This is a genomic window from Nonomuraea sp. CA-141351 (genome assembly GCF_050944675.1).
In the GTDB taxonomy this organism is placed as follows: domain Bacteria; phylum Actinomycetota; class Actinomycetes; order Streptosporangiales; family Streptosporangiaceae; genus Nonomuraea.
In genome coordinates this window covers 12,262,437-12,288,441 of record NZ_CP191982.1, presented here as the reverse complement: position 1 = coordinate 12,288,441, position 26,005 = coordinate 12,262,437, and the positions used below count along the sequence as shown (strand labels likewise).

26 protein-coding genes are annotated in these 26,005 nt (G+C 70.1%); 14 read left to right on the top strand and 12 right to left on the bottom strand.

Going from position 1 to position 26,005, the window contains the following annotated elements:
• Positions 1-50: 50 nt before the first annotated feature.
• Both ACQPWU_RS57815 and ACQPWU_RS57810 read right to left on the bottom strand, forming a co-directional pair.
• Complete coding sequence (locus ACQPWU_RS57815; protein ID WP_433435577.1) at positions 51-1,046, bottom strand: LLM class flavin-dependent oxidoreductase; 996 nt, start codon at positions 1,044-1,046, stop codon at positions 51-53.
• Positions 1,043-1,402: a VOC family protein gene (locus ACQPWU_RS57810; RefSeq protein ID WP_433435576.1), complete on the bottom strand. Its 360-nt coding sequence runs from the start codon at positions 1,400-1,402 to the stop codon at positions 1,043-1,045. Before ACQPWU_RS57810 ends, ACQPWU_RS57815 begins: the two co-directional genes overlap by 4 nt.
• An 89-nt stretch (positions 1,403-1,491) precedes the next feature.
• Here ACQPWU_RS57810 and ACQPWU_RS57805 point away from each other — a divergent pair, with 89 nt between their 5' ends.
• Complete coding sequence (locus ACQPWU_RS57805) at positions 1,492-2,118, top strand: TetR/AcrR family transcriptional regulator (protein WP_433435575.1); 627 nt, start codon at positions 1,492-1,494, stop codon at positions 2,116-2,118.
• A gap of 252 nt (positions 2,119-2,370) precedes the next feature.
• Positions 2,371-3,276 (top strand): helix-turn-helix domain-containing protein, encoded by a 906-nt coding sequence (locus tag ACQPWU_RS57800; protein WP_433435574.1) that lies wholly within the window; start codon positions 2,371-2,373, stop codon positions 3,274-3,276.
• A 3-nt stretch (positions 3,277-3,279) separates the two neighbouring features.
• On the opposite strand, the gene ACQPWU_RS57795 is transcribed toward ACQPWU_RS57800, so the two are convergent.
• Positions 3,280-4,098 carry an SAM-dependent methyltransferase gene (locus ACQPWU_RS57795; protein ID WP_433435573.1) on the bottom strand — a complete coding sequence of 273 codons (819 nt, stop codon included), beginning with the start codon at positions 4,096-4,098 and terminating at the stop codon, positions 3,280-3,282.
• A 170-nt stretch (positions 4,099-4,268) separates the two neighbouring features.
• On the opposite strand from ACQPWU_RS57795, the gene ACQPWU_RS57790 reads away from it, so the two are divergent.
• Complete coding sequence (locus ACQPWU_RS57790) at positions 4,269-5,051, top strand: lytic polysaccharide monooxygenase auxiliary activity family 9 protein (RefSeq protein WP_433435572.1); 783 nt, start codon at positions 4,269-4,271, stop codon at positions 5,049-5,051.
• Positions 5,052-5,073: 22 nt separating this feature from the next.
• Here ACQPWU_RS57790 and ACQPWU_RS57785 read toward each other — a convergent pair whose 3' ends face one another.
• From ACQPWU_RS57785 to ACQPWU_RS57770, 4 genes are all read right to left on the bottom strand, one after another.
• Entirely contained in the window at positions 5,074-5,751 is a 678-nt protein-coding gene (locus ACQPWU_RS57785; protein ID WP_433435571.1) for a TetR/AcrR family transcriptional regulator, read from the bottom strand.
• A 72-nt stretch (positions 5,752-5,823) separates the two neighbouring features.
• A complete protein-coding gene (locus tag ACQPWU_RS57780) occupies positions 5,824-7,050 on the bottom strand; it encodes a cytochrome P450 (protein WP_433435570.1) in 1,227 nt (408 codons plus the stop codon).
• Positions 7,051-7,159: 109 nt separating this feature from the next.
• Positions 7,160-8,251: a trypsin-like serine peptidase gene (locus ACQPWU_RS57775; RefSeq protein WP_433435569.1), complete on the bottom strand. Its 1,092-nt coding sequence runs from the start codon at positions 8,249-8,251 to the stop codon at positions 7,160-7,162.
• A 94-nt stretch (positions 8,252-8,345) separates the two neighbouring features.
• The gene (locus ACQPWU_RS57770) at positions 8,346-9,614 is read right to left on the bottom strand and encodes an SGNH/GDSL hydrolase family protein (RefSeq protein ID WP_433435568.1); all 1,269 of its coding nucleotides are present in this window, start codon (positions 9,612-9,614) and stop codon (positions 8,346-8,348) included.
• Positions 9,615-9,876: 262 nt separating this feature from the next.
• On the opposite strand from ACQPWU_RS57770, the gene ACQPWU_RS57765 reads away from it, so the two are divergent.
• Positions 9,877-10,821, top strand: a complete 945-nt coding sequence (locus ACQPWU_RS57765; RefSeq protein WP_433435567.1) for a hypothetical protein — start codon at positions 9,877-9,879, stop codon at positions 10,819-10,821.
• Between the two features lie 48 nt (positions 10,822-10,869).
• A complete protein-coding gene (locus ACQPWU_RS57760; protein ID WP_433435566.1) occupies positions 10,870-12,849 on the top strand; it encodes a histidine kinase in 1,980 nt (659 codons plus the stop codon).
• On the opposite strand, the gene ACQPWU_RS57755 is transcribed toward ACQPWU_RS57760, so the two are convergent.
• Positions 12,846-13,454, bottom strand: coding sequence for a response regulator transcription factor (locus tag ACQPWU_RS57755; protein WP_433435565.1), 609 nt, complete (start codon positions 13,452-13,454; stop codon positions 12,846-12,848). The two genes, ACQPWU_RS57760 and ACQPWU_RS57755, sit on opposite strands and share 4 nt — an antisense overlap.
• Positions 13,455-13,545: 91 nt before the next feature.
• Between ACQPWU_RS57755 and ACQPWU_RS57750 the strand changes: the two genes are divergently transcribed.
• From ACQPWU_RS57750 to ACQPWU_RS57740, 3 genes are all read left to right on the top strand, one after another.
• Positions 13,546-14,280 carry an ABC transporter ATP-binding protein gene (locus ACQPWU_RS57750; protein WP_433435564.1) on the top strand — a complete coding sequence of 245 codons (735 nt, stop codon included), beginning with the start codon at positions 13,546-13,548 and terminating at the stop codon, positions 14,278-14,280.
• Positions 14,277-16,610 (top strand): FtsX-like permease family protein, encoded by a 2,334-nt coding sequence (locus ACQPWU_RS57745; RefSeq protein ID WP_433445556.1) that lies wholly within the window; start codon positions 14,277-14,279, stop codon positions 16,608-16,610. Before ACQPWU_RS57750 ends, ACQPWU_RS57745 begins: the two co-directional genes overlap by 4 nt.
• 93 nt (positions 16,611-16,703) lie before the next feature.
• On the top strand, positions 16,704-17,810 hold the full coding sequence (locus ACQPWU_RS57740) for a DUF2207 domain-containing protein (RefSeq protein WP_433435563.1): 1,107 nt from the start codon (positions 16,704-16,706) through the stop codon (positions 17,808-17,810).
• Positions 17,811-18,171: 361 nt separating this feature from the next.
• Here ACQPWU_RS57740 and sigJ read toward each other — a convergent pair whose 3' ends face one another.
• Positions 18,172-19,059, bottom strand: a complete 888-nt coding sequence (gene sigJ, locus ACQPWU_RS57735; protein ID WP_433435562.1) for an RNA polymerase sigma factor SigJ — start codon at positions 19,057-19,059, stop codon at positions 18,172-18,174.
• Between the two features lie 172 nt (positions 19,060-19,231).
• Here sigJ and ACQPWU_RS57730 point away from each other — a divergent pair, with 172 nt between their 5' ends.
• The 3 genes from ACQPWU_RS57730 to ACQPWU_RS57720 all read left to right on the top strand — a co-directional run bounded on the left by ACQPWU_RS57730 (position 19,232) and on the right by ACQPWU_RS57720 (position 20,421).
• Complete coding sequence (locus ACQPWU_RS57730) at positions 19,232-19,582, top strand: DoxX family protein (protein ID WP_433435561.1); 351 nt, start codon at positions 19,232-19,234, stop codon at positions 19,580-19,582.
• 98 nt (positions 19,583-19,680) lie between these two features.
• On the top strand, positions 19,681-20,094 hold the full coding sequence (locus ACQPWU_RS57725) for a hypothetical protein (RefSeq protein WP_433435560.1): 414 nt from the start codon (positions 19,681-19,683) through the stop codon (positions 20,092-20,094).
• Positions 20,095-20,100: 6 nt separating this feature from the next.
• Positions 20,101-20,421, top strand: a complete 321-nt coding sequence (locus tag ACQPWU_RS57720; RefSeq protein WP_433435559.1) for a hypothetical protein — start codon at positions 20,101-20,103, stop codon at positions 20,419-20,421.
• 60 nt (positions 20,422-20,481) lie between these two features.
• Here the strand turns inward: ACQPWU_RS57720 and ACQPWU_RS57715 are convergent, their stop codons facing one another.
• A complete protein-coding gene (locus ACQPWU_RS57715) occupies positions 20,482-21,546 on the bottom strand; it encodes a sulfite oxidase (RefSeq protein ID WP_433435558.1) in 1,065 nt (354 codons plus the stop codon).
• A gap of 140 nt (positions 21,547-21,686) precedes the next feature.
• On the opposite strand from ACQPWU_RS57715, the gene ACQPWU_RS57710 reads away from it, so the two are divergent.
• Together ACQPWU_RS57710 and ACQPWU_RS57705 are read left to right on the top strand one after the other, a co-directional pair.
• Positions 21,687-22,037, top strand: coding sequence for a hypothetical protein (locus ACQPWU_RS57710; RefSeq protein ID WP_433435557.1), 351 nt, complete (start codon positions 21,687-21,689; stop codon positions 22,035-22,037).
• Positions 22,034-22,525 carry a hypothetical protein gene (locus ACQPWU_RS57705; protein ID WP_433435556.1) on the top strand — a complete coding sequence of 164 codons (492 nt, stop codon included), beginning with the start codon at positions 22,034-22,036 and terminating at the stop codon, positions 22,523-22,525. The genes ACQPWU_RS57710 and ACQPWU_RS57705 overlap by 4 nt, the downstream gene beginning before the upstream one ends.
• A gap of 22 nt (positions 22,526-22,547) precedes the next feature.
• On the opposite strand, the gene ACQPWU_RS57700 is transcribed toward ACQPWU_RS57705, so the two are convergent.
• Complete coding sequence (locus ACQPWU_RS57700) at positions 22,548-23,420, bottom strand: STAS domain-containing protein (RefSeq protein ID WP_433435555.1); 873 nt, start codon at positions 23,418-23,420, stop codon at positions 22,548-22,550.
• Between the two features lie 599 nt (positions 23,421-24,019).
• On the opposite strand from ACQPWU_RS57700, the gene ACQPWU_RS57695 reads away from it, so the two are divergent.
• A complete protein-coding gene (locus ACQPWU_RS57695) occupies positions 24,020-25,567 on the top strand; it encodes a serine/threonine protein kinase (protein ID WP_433435554.1) in 1,548 nt (515 codons plus the stop codon).
• Between the two features lie 204 nt (positions 25,568-25,771).
• Here the strand turns inward: ACQPWU_RS57695 and ACQPWU_RS57690 are convergent, their stop codons facing one another.
• Positions 25,772-25,978 carry a cold-shock protein gene (locus ACQPWU_RS57690; RefSeq protein ID WP_360684920.1) on the bottom strand — a complete coding sequence of 69 codons (207 nt, stop codon included), beginning with the start codon at positions 25,976-25,978 and terminating at the stop codon, positions 25,772-25,774.
• Positions 25,979-26,005 lie beyond the last annotated feature (27 nt).

The window sequence follows — 26,005 nt, the reverse complement described above, 5'->3', positions numbered from 1 at the left end:
GCATGACCGGCCCGCCGGGCGAAGGGCCCGGCACGGCCATGATCTCGGGCTCAGGAACGGGCGGCCGCCGCGAAGGCGTGTAGTTCGCGCTCGACATCGGGCCCGGCTGGCACGTAAACGATCTCGGTGACGCCGGCCGCGGCGGATTTGCCGATTCGTTCACCGATCGAGGCGGCGTCGCCGCTCCAGCCGGCGCGCAGGAAGGCCGGCCCGGTGGCGGCGACCAGGTCGCGGTCCCGGTCGGTCAGCGACGAGAGATGGCCCTGGTGGGCGACGAGATGGCGGAGGCCTTCCTGGCGGTCCGCCTCGAGAGCCGCCCGCCACCGGGCGCCGCCCGGCACGGAATCGACGGCCTCCTTCCCGTGCTCCCACACGGCGTGGACGGTGCTGGCGTAACCGGGACCGGCCGCCTCGACCACGCGCGGGCTGGTGTGATCCTCGCCGGGCTCCAGAACGGTGCCGAAGCGCAGCAGCGCGAAGTCGGCCCAGCCCTGGTTGCCTTCCTCCGGGACGGCGGTCACGACCACCCCGGGCACGCCGAGCTCCCGTGCCACGCCGAACCCCCTCGGCCCCGAGGCCGCGACCCACACCGGCACGCCGATCGGGCGGTCCGGGGCGAAGCCGGGCAGGTGCATCATCTGGCACGGATGGCCGTCGATCTCGACCACCTCACCACGCAGCAGCGCCCTCACCTGCCGGACATAGACTTCCAGCTTCGCCCATGTGACGGGCCTCTGCCCCAGCGTGCTCCGGCCGGTGTAGCCCGTCCCGAAGGCGACGACCAGCCGTCCGGGCGCCAGCTCCTCGACCGAGGCCACGGCCGAAGCCGTCACCATCGGGTGCCGCAGCCCTGGGATCGCGACTCCCGTGGCCAGGCCGATGCGCTCGGTCGCCTCCGCGACGCGGGCCAGCGCGACCCAGGTGTCGCCATAGACGGCCGGTGACTCGAACACCCAGACGCGGTGGTAGCCCAGCCGCTCGGCCAGCCGGGCCTTGTCGACGACGTCGGCGCTCGGCGGCAGGGCACACGAATACCGGGGCGTCATCGCCTGGCTTCCCACAGCGCGAGAGTCGCGTTGGTGGGATCGTCGATCACCGCGACCGATCCTTGCGGAAGGTCCACCCGGGCCCGGACCACGGTCGCGCCCAGGTCGACGGCCCGCTCCACTGCCCGGTCGAGGTCCGCCACAGGCGCGTAGGGAATCCACTGCGGGCGGCGCCCGTCGTTCTCGGCGAGCTGCGTGAGTCCACCCCACGGAGCGCCGCCGGCGGTGAACATCGGCACGGTGTCAGGCCCGGCGGGCACGTCGGTGACCGTCCATCCGAGCAGCTCGCTGTAGAAGCTGCGGGATCGCTCGCGGTCGGTGGTCCGGAGATCCATGAAGACGAACGGGTGGCTCATGCTTCCCTCCCTCTCGGTAAGTTGGGACACGTGTCCTGAATTTAGGACACGTGTCCCAACTCGTCAAGGCGTGAGGTACGCTGGCCGCTGTGGCGGCATCCTCAGCGAGCAGGGCGAAGCACACCGACGGCAACCGGCGGGCCAAGCAGGAGCAGATCATCGAGGCGGCCAAAGACGTGCTCGCCCGCGAAGGCGTGGCGGCCTGCACGGCACGCGCCGTCGCCGACGCCAGCCCGCTCACGAAGAGCGCCATCCACTACTACTTCACAGACATCAACGAGATCGTGGACCGTGCCGTGTCCGCGCACGTCGACACGATGCTCGACGACCTGCGGCGGGTCTCGGGGGAGACGGACGACCCGTACGAGCGGCTTCTGCGCGTGGTGGACGCCTACCTCACCACGTTCGCCGACAGGCCGCACGCCGCGTTCCTCTGGTTCGAGTACTGGATCAACGCGGGGCGGCGCGAATCCCTCGACGTGGCCGACCGCATGCTGGGCCAGGTCCACACCCTCCTGCTCGACCTCGTGGCCGAGCTCGCCCCGGAGGCCCCCGACCGGACCGCCCACGCCCTGGTGTCCTGGCTGCTCGGCACCATCGTCCAGCAGCACCTCCGTCCGAGGCCGGCCGAGGCACTCCACGATGAGATCGCGCTGATCCTCGCAACCGCCGGCACCCCACCCCACCGCACCGCGACGGATCCCACCGCCCGTTGAAAGAGTCCCAGCCGGTGACGGCGGCGAGGCGTGGCTCCGGCCGCCCGCTCTGGTTGCCTCTCCATGGGTGCGCGTGCACAGCCGTTGCGGGCTGGGGTCCCGTGGGGGAAAGGACGTGAGCGGGTGGTCAGGGCCGGACCCGGCCTGCTGAGCAGCGCATATCCCGCCGCCGCGAAATATCCGACCTGCCGCGCCCGACGTGGCAAGATTGAGCGGGCCGGACTGTGGCAAGTTGCCGATTGAGGAGCATGTATGTCGACTGCTCACGATAGGGGTGACCTGGCCGAAGCGCCCGATAGGGATACCGTCCGATCCGGGCCGACCGCGCTGCGCATCCTGGTCGGCGCGCAGCTGCGCAGGTTCCGGGAGGCCGGCGGGGTCTCTCGCGAGGACGCCGCATATGCCATCCGTGGCTCGCACTCCAAGATCAGCCGCATGGAGGGCGGGCGCACGAGTTTCAAGATGCGCGACGTCGCCGACCTGCTCGCCCTGTACGGCGTGGCCGACGAAGCCGAGCGGGAGGCCGTGCTCGCCCTGGCCAAACAGGCCAACGAGCCCACCTGGTGGCACGACTACCGCGACGTGGTCCCCGACTGGTTCGAGGACTACCTCGGACTCGAGCAGGACGCCGCGCTGATCCGCACCTACGAGGTCCAGTTCGTGCCCGGCCTGCTCCAGACCGAGGACTACGCCCGTGCGATCTTCAGCCTGGGCAACAAGGGCGACTCGGCCGAGCGGATCGAGCGCCGCGTCGAGGTGCGGATGCGCCGCCAGCGGATCATCGCCCCGCCCATGTCGCGCAAGCTCTGGGTGGTGCTGGACGAGGCGGCGCTGCGCCACCGCGTCGGCAGCCCGGAGATCATGCGTGCCCAGCTCGAGCACCTCGGCCGGATGGCCGCACAGCCCAACATCACCGTGCAGGTGGTCCCGTTCACCTCCGGCTGGATCGTCGGCGGCGTCGGGCCCGTCACCGTCCTGCGCTTCGCCCAGGCCGAGCTGCGCGACGTGGTCTACCTCGAGCAGCTGGCCGGCGCGCAATACCTCGTCAAGGAGTCCGAGGTGCTGCCGTACCAGACGCTCATGGACGAGCTCGGGGTGCATGCCTCGCCCGCGCCCGACACCCCGGCCATCCTGCGTCAGATCATCGACACGCTCTGACCGTCACGGTTTGCGGGCCACGCCGCAGAACGCGTCGACCTCCGGGGGCAGCCCGAACGCGTCTGACTCCAGCTGCCAGCGGGAGACGGACACGATGCCTGGATCCACGAGCTCCAGCCCGTCGAAGAAGCGGGCGATCTCCGCGGGGGTCCGCAGCCGGTAGTCGTACACCTCGCCCTTGTCGCGGAGGCGCTCGGCCTCCGCTGCCGCGTCGGGCTTGACCGTGTTCGTGCCGTCCTCGAACACCAGGTAGCTGCCCGGGGGCAGCGCGTCCATCAGGTGCCGCACCAGCGCGTACGCCTGGTCGTCGTCGAAGACGGTGCCCATCACGCCCAGGAGCATGAGCGCGGTCGGACGGCGGAAGTCCAGCGTCTTGGACGCGAACTCCAGGATGGTGTCCGGCTCGCGCACGTCGGCCTCGATGTAGTCGCAGGCCCCTCGTGGGTCGCTGGTGAGCAGGGCGCGCGCGTGCACCAGCACCAGCGGGTCGTTGTCGACGTAGACGACGCGGCTCGCCGGGTCCACCCGCTGGGCCACCTCATGGGTGTGGTCAACGGTCGGCAGGCCCGTGCCGACATCCAGGAACTGCCGGATGCCTGCCTTTCCGGCGAGATATCTGACGGCTCGACCCAGGAAGACGCGGGAATGGCGGGCGATGTCTTCCATGCCCGGATAGATGTCGCGGAGTTTCTCGGCGAGCTGCCGGTCGACGGGGTAGTTGTCCTTGCCGCCCAGCCAATGGTTCCAGACCCTGGCCTGATGCGGCTTGCTGGTGTCGATCCTGGAAAGGAGCGCGGGGTCCAGGGGTGAGTCATCCGTCACGAAGAGCTTCACCTCATATGTTGATATGTCGCATCTTGCGGGCTTTTGCCTTTGTACCAGGCGTGCTCGGTGATGTCATTCGGGCTCAGTGATGAACCAGGGCCGCCTGCTGAACCCGCGCGGGCGCCAGGCCGTACCTCGCTGTAGGACGAGATGGGGAGGTCGGCCACGTGCGGCGCCAGATCACGAGTGTGGGCATCGGGCTGCTGCTGTCGCTGGCGCTGGTCGCCGCGCCGGCGGGTGCGCACGGCGCGCTGCAGAGGCCGCTCAGCCGGGCGGCTGCCTGCGGCGCCGACAGCCCGCTCAAGGCCCGGCCGGCCGCCTGCCGTGCGGCCGTGGCGGCGAGCGGCGAGGCCATGCCCGCCAGCTGGGACAACCTCCGGGTGGCGAACGTCGCGGGCAGGGACCGTGAGGTGATCCCGGACGGCAAGCTGTGCAGCGGCGGCATCCCCGAGTTCAAGGGGCTCGACCTCGCCCGCGCCGACTGGCCGGCCACGACGCTGAAGGCGGGAGCCCGCTTCACCTTCAGGTACCGCGGCACCATCCCGCACCGGGGGACCTTCCGGCTGTACGTCACGAAGGACGGCTACGATCCGGCCAAGCCGCTGAAGTGGTCGGACCTGGAGCGCAAGCCGTTCCTCCAGGCCACCGACCCGAAGCTGACGGACGGCTCGTACGTCATCAAGGGCCGCCTGCCCTCCGGCAGGACCGGTCGCCACCTGATCTACACGATCTGGCAGAACTCCGACACCCCGGACACCTATTACTCCTGCTCGGACGTGATCTTCCGCAGCGCAGCCGCCGCAGCGGCGGCGGTCCAGCCCCGGCCCCGGCCGGTGGCCTACAGGACCGCCGGGTACACCGGCATCCCATGGCTGGTCACTTTGGGGGCCCTGTTCGCGGCCGGAGCCGCAGCCATGGTCATCCTCATGGTCCGGCCCCGTCGCCGCTAGGCGGCGGGCCACGTAGGCGATGTCACGGTTGTGAGGTCTCCAGCAGGGCGGCGCTGAGCCCGCAGATCGCCGTGATCAGGTGCTCGCCCAGCCGGCGCCACGACTGCTCGGCGTCGGCCGGGGCGACCCGCCCGCTGGCCAGATCGCCTTCCAGTTCGGCGCACATGTGCACGATGAGCAGGCGGATCATGGCCCCGTACTGGGCGGTCAGGTCGGGGTCGCGATCCTGGCCGCGCGGGGGCCGCAGCTTCTCCAGGCGGCGGAACGAGGGCGTCCGCAGATTCGCCTGGACGGCGTAATCACGCAAGGAGGGCTCGACGACGGCCTGCGCGAGGAACCGCCCGTACCAGGACGGCGTGCCCAGCTCGATGTGATGCTGGATGTTCGGCGCGATGACGCAGGTGATCCACTCCCGGAGCGACACTTCGCCCGACGCCTCCAACGCGGCCACCATCGGGATCCGGTGCTCGTCGATGGCGGCCGCGTGGCGGGCCAGGATCTCCTGGATCAGCTCGTCGCGGGTGCTGAAGTGGTATTGGACGGCGGACTTGTTGCGCTGGCCCGCCGCCTCGCTGATCATCCTGATCGAGACGTTCGCGAAGCCGTGTTCGGCGTAGAGCCGCTCGGCGGTGTGCATCAGCTTGTCTCTGGCGCGCATCGATCGGGGAGACGGCGTGGCGACCGCCGTACTGACTTGCATGACTGATCCTTGATCTCTTCTTTCTTCACCGTCCCCCGATGATTATCGCCTCTTATCGTTAGTGCGCGCAGGTCACCAGGTGACCCATACGTCCTGGAGTCCGCCGGTCATCGCACCGATGCGCATCCGCAGGTCCTCGGGGGAGTCCCGCAGTTGCAGGCCCGGCAGTCTACGCGCCAGGGTGCCCAGCACGACCTGGAGCTCGGCCCTGGCCAGCGGCTGCCCGAGGCAGTAGTGCGGGCCCGCGCCGAAGGTGAGGTGCTGGTTGCTGTTCTGCCGCCGCGGGTCGAACTGGTCCGGGTCGGCGAACTTGCCCGGGTCACGGTTGGCGGCGGGGATGCTGGGGATCACCGTGCTGCCGGCGGGCACCGTGGTGTCGCTGAACGTGACGTCCTCGGTGAGGTACCTGGGCACTCCGCCGACGGCCGACAGCGTGCTGTCCAGGCGCAGGACCTCCTCGACGGTGCCCGGGATCAGGTCGGGCTCGTCGATCACGGCCTCGAAGCGCTGCCGGTCGGAGAGCAGCATGGCCACCATGATTGCGATCATGTTCGAGGTCGTCTCGTGGCCGGCCAGCAGCAGCCCCCTGACGGTGGCGATCAGCTCGGCCTGGCTGAGCCGGCCGTCCTCGGTGTCGGTGATCTGGGTCAGCTCGCTGAGCAGGTCGTCGCCGGGGTTCTCCCGGTTGTGGTCGACCAGGTCCGACACGTACGCGTTGAACTCCTGGTAGGCCTGGTCGACCTCTTCCTGGGTATTGCGCGTGAGCGTGAGCATGGTGCGAGACCAGTGCGCGAACTTGTCCTGGTCCTCGGCCGGCGCGCCGACCAGCGCGCAGATGACCCGCACGGGAAGCGGCAGGGCCAGCCCGGCCGACAGGTTGCCCGGGGAGCCCTTGGCCAGCATGGAGTCCAGCAGGTCGTCGGCCATCGCCTGGACCCTGGGCCGCCACACCTCCATCTTCCGTGCGGTGAACCAGCGGCTGAGCAGGCGCCGCCAGCGCATGTGGCCCTGCCCCTCGCTGATGTCCGTGGTGCCGTCCTTGCGCCGGTTGAACAGGCCGCCGTCCTCGGTGGTGGCCAGCCGGGCGGCGCCCTCCCTGGCGAGGTTGCGGCTGAAGCGCGGGTCCGCCAGCACCGCGCGGGAGTCGTCGTACCTGGTCACCAGCGTGGCCACATCGCCGCTCGGCAGCCGTACGTGCGACACCGGGCATTTCTCCCGCAGCTCAGCCAGCTGCGGCGGCGGCTCCAAGGCCGTGGGACGGTCGAACGGGAACTCCTGGATCGCGTCAGCAGTCATCATTGTCCTCCAGCTCGGAAGCCCGACAATTCCGAATATAAGGCGACCGCCTTATTAAGGCAATCGCCTTGAAAGCCTCGCGCCAAGCTTTACCCGACCCTGGAGGACCGGCTCACAGCGTGCCGGCGCTCTGCGCCGCCTGGTAGACGGCCATCGCCTCGTTCCCGAAGAACGGGCCGAACATGAAATCGGGGGCGAAGTCGTACTTGAAGCTGTTGACGGAGTTCAGCATGCCGAGCCCGGTGGACTCGTTGAAGCCCTGGAACCACGGGCCGCCACTCGACCCGCCGGTCATGTTGCAGCGCAGCCCCTGGTCCGCGGTCATGACGGTGTCGTTGAACGTGCGCCCGCTGCAGTAGATCAACCGGGAGCCGTCGAACGGCGCCGCCGCCGGATAGCCGAAGGAGAACATCTGCCGCCCCCTGGACTGGTTGAACGCCACGCCCTGCCCGCCCACGACGTCGGTCAGCGTCCGCCCCTGCAGCGGTGCGACCACGGCGGCGGCGACGTCGAAGTTGATGTCCTCGCGGGCGTTCCACTGCTGGGTGGTCAGCAGCGTGGTGGCGACCCACGTGCCGAACGGGCGCCGGCCGTTGTCGAACCCGGGGACGAACACCCAGTTGCGGTGCGCGGCGCCGTTCAGCTTCACACAGTGCCCCGCGGTCATCACGACGCTCTCGTTGGCGCTGGTCACGGCCGAGCCGGAGCAGGACGCGTTGTTGCCGTCCGCGGTGGTGAAGAAGACACGTCCGGTGGTGCGCACGATGGCGCCGCCGTCCGTCCAGCGCAGGCCCCGGCTGTTGGGCACCGCGGCCACCTGCTGGGCGTCGACGGCCGCGGTGCCGCGGATGGACCAGGGGGCGCCCTGAGCGGTGACGCCTGAGGCGACGCCGCGGGTGGTCCAGGAGGTGCGCCGGGTGGTGGTGTCCGAGGCGCCGCGGGTGGCCCAAGGAGTGCCCTCGGTCGGCCCGCCCGAGCGGGTGCGTCGCGCCGCGAGCGTGTCCAGCGGCTGCGCCGCCAGCATGCGCTGCGGCGTCCAGTAGCGCAGGACGGTCCTGGCCTCCGACCAGGAGTCCGCGCCGGACCACCCGGCCGGCCTGGGGTCGAGGCCGTTCGTGGTGCTGGCCTGCGCGCTGCCCGTGGGGACCAGGGCGCCCGCCACGGTGAGCACGACGGCGGAGAGCAGGACGACTCTGCGGTGCATTGCGTACCTCCCGGAACCTGAATCTGCCGTTTGGAGGTACGTACGGGGATCTCCATCTTCCTCAAGCCATGCGCAAATGGGTATGACTGACGCCCTATCGGCGGAGCAGCCGGGCAGGGACCGCGTCCGCCAGGGCCTTGTAGCCGGTGGGGCTCAGGTGGAGATGGTCTCCTACGTCGAAGGCCGCGATCAGGCGGCGCGGGTCGGCGGGGTCGCGGGTGGCCCGGTCGAGGTCGATCACCGCGTCGAACCTGCCGCTCGTGCGGATCCACTCGTTGACCGTCTGCCGGGCCGCCTCGCGGTATCCCTGGGCGTCGTCGTAGAAGCTGCCGCCGAAGGGAGTGAGCGTGGCGCCGTACACCTTGATGTCCTGCGCGTGCGCGCGCACGATGATCTGGTCGTAGGCGGCGATCAGCTCGTCGGCGATCTTCTTCTGGGCGTCCTGGGTGTCACCCGCCGTGCCGATGTCGTTGACGCCCTCGAAGACGATCAGCCAGGAGACACCGCTCTGCGCGAGCACGTCGCGGTCGAGCCGGGCCAGGGCGTTGGGGCCGAGGCCGTCGTTCAGCACGCGGTTGCCGCCTGCCGCCTGGTTGGCGATGGCGACGCCCGCGGTGCGGCGATCGGTCTGCAGCCGGTCGAAGAGCTGGTCCGGCCAGCGGTTGTTCTGGTTGGTGGTGGAGCCCCTGCCGTCGGTCAGCGAGTCGCCGAGCAGGGCGAGCGTCGCGGTGGCGGGCTTGGACCAGACCTCGATGCCGCTGAGGAAGTACCAGTGGTCGACGGGGGTGGCGCCGGTCAGGTCGGCGGCCTCGGCCTGGTTGCCGCCGGCGAGGTAGGAGGTGGTGCGGGAGCCGGGGTGTGAGGTGACGTCCGCGGACGCCTGGCCGTCGGCGAGGTAGAGGGTCACGCTCAAGACGGTGCCAGGGGGCAGCGCGAGGTCGAGCGGGTCGGACACGATCTGCGCGCCGACGGGCACGACCGCCGAGGGGCGCCCGTAGAACGTCACCGGCTGCAGGGTCTCCGGCTGGATCGCGCTCACCCCGGACTTGCCGCCGCTCGGCAGCGCCACGGTGGCGCGGGTGACGGGCAGTGGCGCGCCGCCGAAGGCGTTGGAGAAGCGCAGTCGCAGCCGCTGCCCGCCGACCGACACCCGCACGGTCTGCCGCACCGTGCTGTCGGCCAGGACCAGATTCTCCTTCGTGTACGGCGGGGGCGGCATGTTGCCGGGCTCGGTGAGCTGCGGCATCGCCGTCCACGTGGTGACCCAGTGCCCGCTGGGCTCGGAGGACCCGTCAGCCACCCCCGACGCTCCCATGGCGAGTCCCAGAACCGCGACGATGGCCCATTTCAGCGCCCTACCCATAGACCGGCCTCCCGAAATGTTTCGGGCAGGTGTCGAATATTTCGATCGCGAACGTATGACAGGTGGCCGCTGCGGTCAATGGTGTCCGGGATGCCCAGTTCATGATGAGGTCATGCCGGGCTCATGATCGTGTCTCTGGTGGGCGAGTTCGCAGGCCAGCAGGGTTGCACTCAGTCGATGTGAAGGAGTCGTCATGGGTGTCCTGCCTCAGCCACGTGAACTTCGGACGTGGCATGGTCCGCTGAGCTATTGTGCGGCGGCAATGGCGGTGCTGGCCGCCGTCAGCGTGATGGGGTTCGTCGTCGACGAGCGAACGCTGCTCGGCCAGGGGGTATGGCTCAAGCCGTTCAAGTTCTCGGTCTCCTTCGCCCTCTACGCGATCACGCTGGCCTGGATGATCGGCCAGGCCGCGCGGTGGCGGCGGACGTTGTGGTGGCTGGGCACCGTGACCGTGGGCGGGTTCATCGCCCCTGAGATCACGGCCATCACCTTCCAGGCGGCACGCGGCGTTCCCAGCCACTTCAACCTCTCCACCGGGCTGGACGACACGGTATTCAAGATCATGGGTGGGGCGGCCTATCTCGGCTGGCTGATGACCCTCGCGGTGGGGGTCCTCGTGGTGGCACAGCGCAGGGTGGACCGGGCGATGGCGTGGGCCATTCCGCTCGGGGTCGTCATCTCGCTCGCCGGCATGTCCATCGGCTACCTGATGACCGCTCCCACTCCTGACCAGGCGCAGGAACTGGCCCGCGGGCTGCGCCTGGCCACGCTCGGCGCGCACAGCGTCGGCGCTCCCGACGGCGGGCCCGGCATGCCGGTCACCGGCTGGGAGACGGGCGCGGGCGATCTGAGGGTGGCGCACTTCGTCGGCCTGCACGCCTTGCAGGTGCTCCCGCTGGTCGCGGTCGGCCTGCGCCTGCTCTCCCGCCGTCTTGACGTCCTCGCGGGCAGCGCCACCCGCACGGCACTGGTGATCAACGCCGCGTTCGGCTACGCCGGGCTCACCGCGTTGGTGTTGTGGCAGGCGCGGCGGGGACAGGCCCTCGTCCACCCCGACGCGCTGACGCTGGGGGCCGCAGCCGGTCTCGTCGCTCTGGTGTCGGCCGGTGCGGCCGTGATCGTGGGCGTCTCCGCGATCCGGCGGGCCCGGAGCGCCGGGCTGGGAGGACTGCCCGCCCGGCCGGCCGGGGCACTTGCCGGGCGGTGAGCCGATCCCGCGTCCGGATCCCGGAGACGGGTCTCCTAGGCTGCACGGGTGCGCAGGCAGGCGAAGCTGATCGTGGTCGTGGCGTTCGCGGGCTTCGCGAGCATCTACCTGGTGGCCGGGTCGCCGCTCGCGCCGGCCGTGTTCGGGGTGCAGGTCGTCTTCGCCGGGCGCCGTTCGTGGTGGCTGGTCGCACTCCAGGCCGCCCTGGCGTACGCCTCGGTGCTGGTGTACGGCTCTTCCGTCGGCATCCTCGGCTTCGTCGGCGGGGCGCTGCTGCTGACCCCGCTGTGGCCGCTGGCCCTGGCGGTGGTGGCCAGCGCCGCCCTGCTCGGCCCCGCCGACCCCGTGATCAGCATGGTCCTGGTCTCACTGGTTGTCTACGGCCTGACCAGGATGATCGACCGGATCGAGGAGGTGAACGCGGCCAGGCTGTCGCTGGCGGTGACCGCGGCGGCCGAGGAACGGCTGCGCATCGCCGCCGAGCTGAGCGCGGGCCTGGGCGGGGCGCTGGCCACGATCGCCGACGGCGCGCGTACGGGGACGCCCGACGTCGAGACGGCGCGCCGATCCCTGGCCGAGGCCAGGGCCGCCGCGGCCGGTTACCGGGCCATGTCCTTGGCCCCCGAGATCACCACGGCCAAGGCGATGCTGACCGCCGCGGGCGTCACCGTGAACGTGCGCGTGGGGCACGGCGAGCCGCTCGGCCCGGCGGGCGCGCTCCTGGCTGCGGTGCTCAGGGAGGCCGTGACAGAGATCGTCCGGCGGCGCACCGCCACCACCTGCCTCATCGAGACCCTCACCGAAGGCGACACGGTACGGCTGCGCGTCTCCAACGACGGCGCGCGCACGGCCGGCGACGAGAACCTGGGCGACCTGCCGGCCCAGGTCGAGGCGGCGGGCGGCACGCTCACGGTCGAGCTCGCCGGGGACGCCTCGATGACCGTGGAGGCCGTGCTGCCCACCACGCGCCCGCCCGCCCGGCCCGCTCGCGACAGCGCGCTGTCGACGGCGCTGCTGGCGGCCGTGCTGGTGGGGTTCTCGGTGAAGGCGCTCCTGATGGTCGGCTCGCTGTGGCCGGCGGCCCTGCTGGCCGTCATCGTCTTCATGCAGCTCCGATCGGTCGAGGGGCGGCACCCGGTGGCGCTGTCGATCATGGCGGTACTGACGTTCGCCCCGATCCCGCTGTTCGGGCAGGCGTGGCTGGGAGTGGCGGGGTTCCTGGCCGGGCCTATCCTGCTCGCCTTCTCGTGGCCTGTCGCGCTGCCGCTGGTCGCGGGCATCGTCGCGGTCGTCGCGGCCGCCGGCGTGCTGCTCGGCATGCCGGTCCCGCTGACCGTGAACTACGCGATCAGCACGCTGGTCACCGGCGTGGTCGTGTACGGGCTCCTCAGGCTGGCCCAGCTCGCCAGAGAGCTGCGCGAGTCGAGGGACAGCCTGGCCCGCGCGGCCGTCGTCGAGGAACGCCTGCGTGCCGCCCGCGATCTGCACGACCTCCTCGGCCACACCTTGGCGGCCATCCTGCTCAAATGCGAGCTCGCCCGCAGGCTCGACGCCGAGCGGGCACGCAAGGAGCTCGACGACGTGCTGACGATGACCGAGCGGGCGATGGAAGACCTGCGAACGGTGTCGGGCGAGCGCGGGGAGCTGTCACTGGCCGCGGAGGCCGAGTCGGCGCGATCGCTGCTGGCGGCCGCAGGCATCGAGGTCGAGCTCGACCTCGGCCATGGCAGGCTCGGCAGCGAGGTGGACACCACGCTCGGCATCGTGCTCAGGGAGGCTGTCACCAACGTCCTGCGGCACAGTTCGGCCGGCCGGTGCACGATCACGACCTCCGCACGGGACGGCACCGTGCGGCTGGTCGTGCGCAACGACGGGGTGCGTGCCACGCTGGGACGCCGCGGATCGGCCGGGATCGGCAACCTCACCACCCGGCTGGCGGCGCTCGACGGGCGGCTGGACGTCCGCCGCGAGCACGACTGGTTCGAGCTGGCCGCCACGGTTCCGACGCAGGCCTGGGTCCCGGCCTAGATCCAGCCCGCCTCTGCGGCGATGCGTACGGCGTCGGTGCGGTTGCGGGCGTTCAACTTGGTGACGATCGCCGTGATGTAGTTGCGGACGGTCCCGGCGCTCAGGAAGAGCCGGCCGGCGATCTCCGTGGCCTCGGCGCCCGCCGCGACCAGCCGCAGGACGTCGGCCTCACGCGGGGTGAGCGGGTTGTCGGCCAGGTTCCACGCGGTGATGGCGAGCGAGGGGTCGAGCACACGTTCTCCCCGGGCCACCTTCCTGATCGCGGACGTCAGCTCGTCCGGTGAGGCGGTCTTCAGCATGAACCCGTCCACCTGGGAGTCGAGCGCGCGGCGGAGGTGGCCCGGCTTGCCGTGGCCGGTGAGCATGAGCGTGCGGCAGCCGGGCAGTCTCGAACGCAGCTCGCCGGCGGCGGTGAGGCCGTCGATCGTGCCGGGCATGTCGATGTCCAGGACGGCCACGTCCGGCCGGTGGACGAGGGCGGCCGAGACCGCCGCGTCCCCCGACTCGACCGCCTCGACGACCTCGATGTCGGGCTCGAGGGTGAGCAGGGTCACGAGGGCTTCCCTGATCACATGCTGGTCCTCCGCCAGGATCATACGAATCACCTGACCATTATGTCCGGATCATGATGATGTCATGGCGGAGTGGTGAGCGGCTCTCTGGTGGGTGAAAGCGCAGATCAGCAGGCTGGAGCCCATGACAGACGCAGTGCGGTTGGATGCGGTGAGCAAGGTGTACGGCAGGGGCCAGGGCGCGGTGGCGGCCCTGCGCGAGGTGTCGGTCGGCATCCCCCGGGGGACCTTCACCGCCGTCATGGGCCCCTCGGGCTCCGGCAAGAGCACGTTCCTGCATTGTGCGGCCGGTCTCGACGTCCCCAGCTCGGGATCGGTACGGCTGGGCGGCACCGACCTGGCGGGCATGGACGAGAACGCGCTGACCCACCTCAGGCGGCGCCGCATCGGCTTCGTGTTCCAGGCCTTCAACCTGGTCTCCGCGCTGACCGTGACGGAGAACATCACGCTGCCGCTCAAACTGGCCGGCGCCCGGGTCGACCGGGCCTGGCTGGACGAGGTCGTGCACAGGGTGGGCCTCGGCGGGCGTACAGATCACCGCCCGGCCCAGCTCTCCGGCGGCCAGCAGCAGCGCGTGGCGATCGCCAGGGCGCTGGTGACCAGGCCGGAAGTGGTGTTCGGCGACGAGCCGACCGGCGCGCTGGACACCATGACCGCCCGCGACGTGCTGACGCTGCTGAGGGAGGCGGTCCACGCGCTCGGCCAGACCGTGGTGATGGTCACCCACGACCCGATGGCCGCCGCGTACGCCGGCACCGTGTTGTTCCTGGCGGACGGCCAGATCGTGGACACGATGACGGCTCCGACCGCCGAGAAGGTGGCCGAGCGCATGACCAGGCTCGGAGCGTGGAAGCGATGATCTCCTTCGCGTTGAAGACGCTCAGGCACCGCAAGGCCGGATTCGCCGGCGCGTTCGTGGCCCTGCTGTGTGCCGGCGCGCTGGTGACGGCGTGCGGGATGTTGCTGGAGACGGGCCTGCGCGGCGGGGTGATGCCCGAGAGGTACGCGGGCGCCCCGATGATCGTGGCCGGCGACCAGTACGTCAGGCAGGCCAAGGAGAGCGGGAAACAGAAGGCCAAGCTCCTGTCCGAGCGCAGGTGGATCCCCTCCTCCATCGCGGAGCGGATCGCACGCACTCCCGGTGTCGCGAAGGTGGTCACCGAGGTGAGCTTCCCCTACGCCGGGTTCACCGCACACGGCTGGGAGTCCGCCGCGCTCACCCCCTTCACGCTCGCCGAGGGCCGCGCCCCGAGGGCCGCGGACGAGGTGGTCGTCGACGCCCGCCACGCGGATCGGCAGATCCCCGGCTACCGCGTGGTCGGGGTGACCGAGCAGGCGCTGCCCAGCCAGGACACGATCTTCTTCACCACCGGTGAGGCCCGCCGCCTGGCCGGGCGAGATGGTCTCGTGACGGCGATCGGCGTCTGGCCGCGGGTCGACGTCACCGTCCAGGGCGCGGTCGTCCACACAGGTGACGAGCGCGGCGCGGTCGAGTTCCCGGATGCGGAGAACTCCCGCGTCATGCTCATCAGCCTGGGCGGCGCGCTCGGCGGCACCTCGCTGCTGGTGGCGATCCTCGTCGTGGTGGGCACGTTCGCCCTGTCCATGCAGCAGCGCCGGCGTGAGATCGCCATGCTGCGCGCGGTCGGCGCCACGCCACGGCAGGCAAGGAAGCTCATCGGCGGCGAGGCCCTGCTCATCGGCCTGGTCGCGGGGCCGCTCGGCTCCGGCGCCGGGATCCTGCTGGGGCTCTGGCTGCGGACCCGGTTTGTCGCGCTGGGCGCCATGCCCGCCAACCTGCGGCTGGTCGTCAGCCCGTTCCCCGCGATCGTCGCGGCGGTGACCACTCTCGTGGCCGCGTGGGTGGCGGCGCGGGTCTCCGCCCGCCGTACTGCGAGGATCAGGCCGGTGGAGGCGCTGGGCGAGACGGCGCTGTCGGCGGGCGGCCTGCCGCCGGTCCGGTTGATCGCCGGCCTGCTCGCCCTCGCCGGCGGCGTGGCGCTGACGATCGTGCTGTCCTCCCTGTCCACCGAGGCGGCCTCCAGCCCCGTCACCATGCTCACCGCGCTGGTGTGGACGACGGCGGTCGCCCTGCTCGGGCCGTCGATCGCGCGGGCGGCGACGGCGCTGCCCTTGCGGGCGCCCGGCGTCGTGGGGTACCTGGCACGGAAGAGCCTGCGCGCCGGCACCGGGCGGCTGGCCTCGGTGATCACCCCGTTGACCCTGATGACGGCGATGACGTGCACGATCCTGTTCGTGCAGACCACCATGGGGCACGCCGCCCGGAGCGAGCTGAACGCGGGCGTCAGAGCCGACTACGTGCTCGGCCCGGGCGCGTCCGCGGACGCGGCACGCAAGGTGCCCGGCGTGCGCACCGCCACCGAGGTGCTGCGCACTTCTGTCCGGATCGATCTCGAGAAGTACGCGGTCCAGGCCGTCACGCCCGACGGGCTGGGCCGGACGATGGATCTGGGCGTGGTGGCGGGCTCGCTGGACGGGTTCGGCGACACGTCGGCGGCGATCAGCCGGACGGCCGCCGAACGCCTGGACGCCGGCCTCGGCGACCAGGTCCGGCTGGTGCTCGGCGACGGCACCCCCGCCACGGTGCGGATCACCGCGATCTACGCCCGGGGCCTCGGCTTCGGCGACCTGACCCTCTCCTACCGCCTCGTCGCGGGCCACGTCGACGACCCCCGGGGCACCGTCCTGGTCGCCGGAGGAGACCGCGAGGCTCTTGGCAGGCTGCCCGGCGTGACCGTGCTCGACCAGGCGCAGGCGGCGGAGGCGGGCACGCCCGACGCGGCGGTGACCTACGTCGCGATGGGCCTGATCATCGCCTTCTGCGCGATCGCCGTGGTGAACACGCTGGCCATGTCCACGCTGGCCAGGTCCCGCGAGCTTGCCCTGCTGCGTGTCGTGGGCACCACACGGCGGCAGGTGGCGCGGATGCTGCGAATGGAGACGCTGACGGCGACCGGCCTCGCCGTGGTCGCCGGCACGGCGATCTCGCTGGTGACGCTGGTGGCCTTCAGCAGGGGGATGACGGGGTCGGCGCTGCCGTACGCGCCGCCGGTCACCTACCTCGCGGTGGTCGTCGCCGTGGCGGGGCTGGCGCTGACGGCCACGGCGATTCCGGCCAGGTTCCTGCTGGGCCCACGACCGGCCGACGCGCTCGGCGCACGCGAGTGACGATGCCGAATCAGGCGAATGTTCAGCGAGGTGTAAGCATTCCACTCCAAGCTGGAGGGAATACGTCTATGCCACGGGGTGAACATGCGCCGAATGCTGATCGCGCTGGGCCTTGGTCTCGTGCTCGCGCCCGCGCCGGCTGCAGCCGCCGCACCGTCCTACACGCTGCCCAAGACGGTCGTCACCGCCACCGTGAACGGCGACGGCACGGTGAAGGTGGTCGAGGACCACACGTTCCGGTTCTCGGAGGCCGGTCACGGGGCCTACGTCGACATCCCGCGCCTGGGCGGGACCGAGGTGGAGAACGTCACGGTCGGCGAAGGCAAGGCCCTCTACCATGCCGAAGGGACGCCGGAGCTGAACGTGGCGCGCCCGGAGGAGACGTTCGCGGAGGGCGACTGCACTGACGGGCCGCATCGGGTGGTCTGGTACTTCTCCGCCGAACCCGGGACCACGCACACGTTCCGGCTGGCGTACACGCTCAGGGGCGCGGTCACGGCGTACGAGAAGCACGCCTTCCTGCACCTCCCGCTCTGGGGCAGCGGCTGGAAGCGCGACCTGGACGAGCTGCGGGTCTCGGTACGGCTGCCGCGAGCCGCCAAGGGCGGGCACCAGCAGTACCGGGCGTACGGGCGCTCGGACAGCGGCTTCAAGCCCGCCCTCTCCAAGGACAAGCGGACCGTCACCGGCACCGCCCGGGACGTGGCCGCCGGGCATCCCGTCTCGCTCGACCTGGCCCTGCCCACCGCCCAGCTGACCGACGTGACCCCCGAGAAGGGGACCGGCGCGGCCAGGCTGGCAAAGCTCGAGAAGAGCGTGCCCGAGGCGGCCACGACCTCCCAGTGCGTGCTGGACTCCGTGGAGGAGGAGGATCACGTGCCGCCTGAGACCTTCTCCGACACCGGCTCCTCGTCCACGGGGTTCGGCGGCTTCTTCATAGGCCTCGTGGTCGTGGTGGGCCTGATCTTCTTCATAGGATCCCTGATACGCAGGGCCGGGGCGGCCGGAGGGTGGACTTACGGGACGTCACGCCCGCGCAACCATTATCGGCACACGCACCATTCTCATACTTGGAGCAGCGGGAGCTCGAGCAGCGGTTTCAGCAGCTCCAGTGACTCCGGCAGCTCCGGCAGCTCCGACTCCGGTGGCTCGGGTAGCTCCGGCAGCAGCTCCAGTGACGGCGGCGGCGGAGCCTGGTGAGCCGTTAATTCGGTTGCGCCGGGTTTCGGATGGCTCGTACTGTTACGGACATGCGCCTTTACCTGTAATTCGCACTCAGCAGCGATACCGCATCAGTCCACCCAGACGCGGCAGCTGTGCATGTCGAGCGGCCTCCACGAGCCGCGTCGCGAGTTACGTAGAGGAGCTTCCTTATGCGAGTTCGTTCCGGCAAGAAGAATCGGCCCGAGTTGCCCGCGCCACGGCAAATGCCCAGGATGCCGCAACGCCCGGTCGCGCCACCCAGGCGCATCCCGTCCAAGGGCCGCTGAGGACAACTACCCGGGATGGTAGTTAGCGAGCGCCGCCTCCACCGTACGCCAGGAGGCGGCGCTCGCCCTTTTCACGCCCATGCGCTGAGCTTCGCGGGATTGCGCATGGCCCAGACGTGCTCGATGAGACCGTCCGCGAGCCCGACCGACACCACGGCGAGGGGCTGTCCTGCCTCATCACGGGCCACGAGCCCTGGCTGCCCGTTCACGGTGGTCGTGTGTATGGTCAGGTCGGGTTGCCGCCTGTGCACGCCGAGGAGGAAGCGGGCGATCCGTTCGGCTCCCTCGATGGGGTCGAGTGCGGCGCTGACGAGGCCGCCGCCGTCGGTGATGGCGGTCGCGTCCGGGTCGAGCAGTCCGACCAGGGCCGTCAGGTCACCGCTCTCCCACGCCGACTTGAACGCGGTGACGATGCGCGTGTGCTCCTCCGCGGGCACGTGATTGTCGTCGCGTTCCCGTACGCGACGGCGTGCCGATGAGGCGAGCTTGCGACACGCCTGCGGCGAGCGGCCCACGATGTCGCCGATCTCAGCGAACGTGTACGTGAACACGTCATGCAGGACGAACGTCACCCGCTCGGCCGGAGTCATCGACTCGAGCACGACGAGCAGCGCCATGCTTATCGACTCGTCCAGTGAGACCCGGTCGGCCGGATCTACAGCGCTGTCGGTGACAGTCTGGCTCGTCCACCGGGTCGAGGCCGGGACGGGCTCGGGCAGCCACTCGCCCACGTACTGTTCATGCCTGGCCCGGGCGGAGCCGAGGACGTCGAGGCAGATCCTGCTCACTGTCGTGACGAGCCAGCCCATCGGGGAGGCGATCTCGGCCCGCTTCCGATCCGGCAGGGCGTACCACCGCGTCAGGGCCTCCTGAACGGCATCCTCCGACTCCGACACCGAACCGAGCAGGCGGTAGGCGACGCTCATGAGCACCCCTCGATCCACCGCCGGTGACGTCATGCTCTCCGCTTCTCCCAATGCGCTCCTCACGACAGTAATGACGAAACACCACCCCGAAGTGTGAGGCGACGCCGGCCCCCCGCGAGCGACTTCACACTTCAGGCGGCTGCGTCGTCATCAGCAATGGGGCACAAACGACCCCACCGCCCGAGGAACCCATTGAAGGCACCACATGTCGATCGCATACGTCACGGTGGCCATCGCCACCATCGGGGCCAACGCGTGGGCCGCCGTCGCCGACTTCGCCCGCGCCAAGTTCGTCCTGGCCAACTCCGCAGAGCTCGACATCTCCCAGTCGTGGCTGCCCACGCTGGGCGCACTCAAGGCCGCCGGCGCGGCGGGTCTGCTGCTGGGGCTCCTCGGTGTGCCCGCCATCGGGCTCATGGCGGCCACCGGCCTCGTGCTGTACTTCGTCGGCGCCGTCATCGTCCACGTCCGGGCGCGCGCCTACGTCAAGATCGCTATCCCCGGGCTCTTCCTGGCGCTCGCGGCCGCCGCATTGGCCCTCACATTGACTCACTGACGGCCGCCGCCTTTTTGCTTTCTTTGATCGGCCATCGGGCAGAGCTGAACTCATTTCCGAGGGCCGTTGCTATCGTCAAGTGGGTCATGCTCATGAGAATGGCGGAGGACACGTTGCGGGCATTCGTACGGATTGTTGTGGCAGTCGTGGTCGGGGGCAGCGCGCTGCTGGGCGCGACCGCCGCGTCAGCCTCCGCGCCGCTGCCGCCGGAGAATTCCCTGCTGACCCGCCTGTTCGGCGCCGACGTCGGCACCGTGCTCGGGACACTCCCCAGTGTTTTCTGCGGCAATCGCCTGTTCAACTACAACTCGCCGTCGACCGATTCGCCGACGACGTGTGTCAATGGCCCGGTTAATTCCGGCAACTCCACGAACAGCGGGAATTACCATAGCGAGGGCGATCCCATCAACAGTGGTAACTTCGCGAACACCAACGGTTCCACAGGCAGCGGCAACACCGGCAGTGGCGGTAACTTCGCCAACGGGGACCAGTCCATTTCTCCGGACTGGTGACGGGGCATGAGGGCTTTGCCGCGGAGGGCCGGAGCGGTCGTGGCGGGTCTCGGGCTGATGGTGGCGACGGCCGCGATGTCGATGCCGCCGGCCGAACCCGCCGTGCCGGCCGAGGTCCCCGTTTTCTGGCCCCGCTTCCCCAAGGGCAGCGGCAACACGCGGAAGAGCGGCAACTACTGGAGCAGGGGCCGCCAGGTGAACAGCGGCAACTTCTCGGTCGCGAACGCCTCCCCGAAGAGCAACAACGTCTACAGCGGATCCAACTACGCCAACGGCCCCCAGTGCTTCATCGAGCGCAACGCCGTCGTCAAGCGGCGGGGCTGTTGACCGGTCCCGCGGACGGGGCGCCCATGGGCTCCCCGGCCCGAGCGCTCGGCGACGCCCTGGTCAAGGGCGGCACGTGAGGCGAAGCCGGGCCCACGAGTTGTTGTCATAGCCCTTGGGATTCCACAGCGCCGCCGGAGATTCCGGCTGCAGGGCGCCGGTGGAGTCCCAGGCGCGGGCGGTCACCACCGTCTCGCCGGGGGACAGCTCGATGGTGGTGCGCCAGTGCTGCCACGCCCACGGGCTCTGGGGCTCGTCGAGTTCGGCCTGGATCCAGGTGCGGCCGTCGTCAACGGACACGTCGAGCCGGGCAACGATGCGGTCGTCGCCGGCGAAGGCGTAGCCGGTGACCTCCACCGGGCCGGGGGGCAGGGGAGTGGCGCCGTCCGGTCGCAGAATGTCGCAGTTCAGAGCGACCGGTCCCAGAGAGATCCCGTCGCCCGGGCGGGCCCGATGAGGGTCGGCCTCGGCGGGGAGGATCTGATAGTCCACGGCCTGGAAATAGTTGGCGGACGGCTCGCTCAGAGCGGTGATCTGCCGGAGCCATTTGACGCTCCGGGCGCCGATCCAGCCGGGCACGACGGCGCGCAACGGCGCACCGTGGACTCGTGGCAGGGGCCGGCCGTTCATGCCCCAGGCGAGCAGGACCTCGCCCGACAGGGCCTTGGCCACCGGAATCGAACCGCCGAAGGGCTGGGGCGGTTCGGCGGCTTGGGACACGTCCGCGGCGGCGAAGGCTGTATGCGCGGCTTCGGGCAGTAGTCCCGCCTCGGCGAGAACGTCGGCCAGCCGTACACCGCTCCACACCGCGGTGGCGGTCGCGCACGGGCCCCAAGGATTCTCTCCGGGGATGTCGCGAACCTCCATCAGCCCGGCGCGCCGATTGCCCGCGCATTGCAGCGTCGCCGTGACGTCACATTGCTCGAACCTGTCGTGCAGTTCGCGCAGGGACAGTATCAACGGCCGCTCAACCAGCCCGCCGACCTCCAGCTGCCAGGTGTCCGCGTCGAGCTCAGGAACGGGGCCGTGGTTGCGGCTGTAGAAACTCTCGAACGAAGTGATCGTATTATCGGCCAAGGCCTGCCGAGGTGGCTCCGCGTTGTACGGCTCCCGGCTGTGCACGATCATGTCGCTTCTTTTGCCCCACGGTTTCATGGGGACGATGTACCCGGTGCCCCTTCTCAGCCTCCGTTCATGTTCTACCCAGGTTTCCAAAAGACAGCTCGGTCAGGATCGCAGCAAGCAAGGACGTCGAGGGACGGTTCAGAGTGAAATCAACGAGATTCAAGGTGGCCGTGGTCGCGCTGGCCGCGTGTGCCTCTCTCGCGGCGTGCGGATCGAGCTCCGGCGACACCTCCGCGGCATCGACCACAGCCCCCGCGAGCAGCGCCGCGAGCAAGACCGGGAAGGTGTCGGCCAACACCGCCGGCGAGAGCGAGATCGCGGCGGCGCTCCAGGCCGCGGGCGTCGACAACGCCGAGCGGTGGGCCCGCGAGGTGACGGAGTATCGCCCGTACGCCGCCGACGACCCTAACCTCACCTCGCTGCGGGACAACCTCGCCAAATACAACCCCGGCCAGGAGACCGTCGACAAGATCGTCTCCGCGCTGGTCCCGTGAACCGGACGCTCGTCCGGCGCGCCCTGCTGGCGCTGACGGCGGTCGGCGTCCTCGGCGCCGCCTTCGAGCTCGCCACGGAGCAGCACTGGAAGAGCACCGAGCAACTGATACCCTGGGGCGCCCTCGCGCTCCTCGGGATCGCGGTGCTCCTCATGCTCGTCAAGGATTCGCCCCGGCTGGTCGCCGCCGTCCGGCTGATCGCGCTGGCCGTCGTGGTCGCATCGGCGTTCGGCGTCTACGCGCACATCACGGCGAATTACGACGCGGGTCCGCTCGACCAGCGCTACGCCTCGACGTGGGATGCCCTGCCGACCCTCACACGCTGGTGGTACGCACTGACCAAGGCTGTGGGGCCGGCACCGCCGCTCGCCCCCGGCATGCTCGGACAGTCGGCCCTCATGCTGCTGCTCGCCACCCTCATCGGGCGCGGGCCCGCTCCAACTGACGCCCCCGAAGTACTGCGCCTGGAGGCCCCCGGCTCCCGATGACACCCGGCCGGGCAGCCCCGCCTCACACCAGTGGCAGGCTGCGGTCCAGGCCGGTGATACGCAGCAGCTTGGACATGGATGGGCGGGGCGCGGCCAGGGCCAGCGTGATGCCCATCAGCCGGGCGCGGTGCTGGATGCCGACCATGACGCCCAGGCCGGAGGCATCGCAGAAGGACACCGCGGACAGGTCGAGGATGAGCATGCTCCTGCTGGACTTCAGGATGCTCAGCAGACGCGAGCGCAGCGCCGGGCTGGTGAAGATGTCGATCTCACCGGACAGGCGGACGGTGGTCGGCGCCGACAGGTCCGCCCTGCCGAGTGGGAAGGTGTCGGTGCAGGTCATGCGGTGCTCCGGCGGGGGAAGGGATTCGGCTTGACCCATCCGGTGCGGGCGGGACACGTCCTGATCGATGACTTGCCCGCCCTCGTTCTCCCAGCCGGCGAAGGCGTCGTCCTCCGGCGCGCCGGTGGCCGGCTCGGCAGGCATGTACCCGCCGTAGGAGCGCGCCGCCTGGCCGGAACCGGTGCCGGGCGGAACGACCATCAGCGTGACGGGTTCGGCCCCCGCGAAGGTCAGGACGATCAGGTGCGGATCGGCTCCGCGCAAGCAGTCCACCCCGACCTCCCGGCCACGGGCGGGGATACGGTACGGGATGCCGTCCCAGAGATCCGCATGCAGGCCGATGCGTAGCGTGATCCGGTCCAGCCGCTGGTCGACCGCGGCAATGAGGCCGGGCAGTTCGGCGGCGGCGTCGCGAGAGTACGGCCACCACACTCCGTCCCTGCTGCCACGCCGGTCAGGGACGGGATCCAGCCAGAGCCGGACCGTGGAGTCGATGGCGGGGGTTGCACCGACGGCGCTCAGCGGTGGCGCGGGGTGCGTGAGAAATGCCATGATCGTCGGCCTGTCCGGGCCCCTTCACAGGGCCGATTGTCCATCGCCGGGGGCGACGCCGACCTGAATGCCAACGCTCGGAAAGTCCTCGGTAATTTCAGGTTAACCCTGCATTTCGGAATAGCCCCATTTGGAGAGTAAAATTCAGTCGTGATTTTAGAAATCATCCGAATTCGGTAAACGGCGTGCATCGAAGTGGCATTCACCAAAGAGGCCGCCCGCATCCCCGGTTCAAACCGCGCCCACGGCCGGCCTTCGTGGGATCGACGAAGCGCGCTACGACAAGCTCCACCGAGCGCCGTCCTTCCTCGCCGTGAAGCTTGCGACGTCCCTGATCACAACCTAGAAGCCACCTCCTGGCGTACGTCCGCGTCCTGTTCGGCGTCGGATCGCTCACCCCCGCCTACGTCGACGCGCTGGTCGACCGCCGGCTCGTCTTCCCCGGCAGAAGCCCAGGGGGCGCGGCCTCGATGTCCCGGACTTCGCCGCCGACGAACGCGCACGGGGAATCGGAGTCCGCGTAACACACCCACAGATCAGGATTTATCCCGTTAGGGTGCAGAAGGTCCGCCCCGGCCGTCACAGGAGTAACTCCACTCATGCCGAATGCCGAACCACTGCGCCCAGGAGACCCCCAGACGATCGCGGCCTACCGGATCGTCGGGCGGCTCGGCGAGGGAGGACAGGGGATCGTCTACCTCGGCCAGGCCCCGGACGGCCGGCCCGTGGCCGTCAAGGTGCTGCGGCAGTCCGTCGGCGGCGACAACCGGTTCGCCAATGAGATCGCCGCGGCCCGGCGTGTGGAGCCGTTCTGCATCGCCCAAGTGCTCGACGCGTCGATGGGCGCGCGTCCGTACATCGTCAGCGAGTACGTCGAAGGGCCGTCGCTGCAGCAGACGGGTCGCCATCACGGCGCCGACCTGCAGCGTCTGGCCGTCAGCACGGCCACGGCGCTGGCCGCCATCCACAAGGCGGGCATTGTGCACCGTGACTTCAAGCCCGCCAACGTGCTGCTCGGACGGGACGGGCCGCGTGTCATCGACTTCGGCATCGCGCGCGTCGCCGACTCCGCGGTCACCGTCACCAGCAGCGTCGTCGGGACGCCCGCGTACATGGCCCCCGAGCAGCTCGCCGGCGCGTACGTCGGCCCGGCGGCGGACGTCTTCGCCTGGGCCTCTGTCATGGTGTTCGCGGGGACGGGCACGCCGCCGTTCGGCGACGATTCGCTGCCCGCCGTCATCAACCGCGTCCTGAACCACGAGCCGTTCCTGGGCGACTTACCGGAGCCGCTGCGCTCGGTCGTGTACGCCTGCCTGGCCAAGGACCCCGGCGCCCGCCCGCAGATGCGGGACGTCCTGCTGCGCCTGCTCGGCGGGCAACGGTCCGCCTCCGGAAGCCCGGTGGGGCATCAGCACCCCGCACCCGGCCCCTGGCACGCGCCGGCAGGTGGCGGTCAGCCCCGTACCCTTCCGCCGCGCCGCGCGGCACCGCGTTTCCCGCTGATCGCCGGCGTCTCCGGAGCGGTCGCCGTGTGCCTGGCGGCCGGCGTCGTCGTCTGGAACGCCTCGAGGGATCCCGCCCCCCCACCGGCGCTGGCCGCCGGCTCCAGCGAGCCGTCCCCCTCCGCCACCACCACGGCCAAGCACAAGAAGACCGTCGCGCCCAAGAAGACGACGCGGACCCCACCGATCACCCCCAAGACCACGCGGCCGCGCCCGACCCCCTCGCCGTCTCAGGCGCGCACCACCATCCGTCCAACGCCCACGCGGACGCCGACGAAGAAGCCGGCCACCACGCGCCCGTCGCCCACCGCGAGCAAGACCAAGGCCGCCTCGTTCAGCCTCGCCTACGTACGGGTCGCCGGCGCGTCTAGGATCAACGACGCGGGCGTCACCTGTTACTCGGGCTCGGTGAGCTTCGGCGTCGGGCTGGACGCGTCTGAAATGGGAGCCCCGTTCTCCTACCAGTGGCTCGTCGACGGCCAGGTGATCGAGAGCGGCTCCAGGCGGATACCGTCCTACGGCCGAAGCGACTATTTCGGCTCGAAGAAGCAGGTCAGCCCCGACCTCGGGTCCAAGCACACGGTGGTCTTCCAGCTCATCTCGCCGGTGCGGAAGACGAAGTCGACCACGTGGACCATGTGCTGACCCGTACTTGGCTGTGGGGCACCGCGACCATGGTGCTGAAATCTACGAGTCGGCGACGTTTGCCATGCTCGGAAAATGTTTGTCGTGATTCGCCCTGGTTTAACGGACGGAAAGCGGGATGAAGCCGTACGAAATTCTGGGGAAAAACGTAGTCCGGGCCTGCACCCTGGTGGGTGCGGGCCCGGACTAGTGACACGCGTCGAGTCAGGCGGCGACGATGTTCTCCGCCTGCGGGCCCTTCTGGCCCTGGACGATGTCGAAGGACACCTTCTGGCCCTCGGTCAGCTCACGGTAGCCGCCGTTGGACACGATGTTGGAGTAGTGCGCGAAGACGTCGGCGCCGCCGCCGTCCTGCGCGATGAAGCCGAAGCCCTTTTCAGAGTTGAACCACTTCACGGTTCCGGTTGCCATGTCGATCTCCTTCAGATAAGTGCTGAA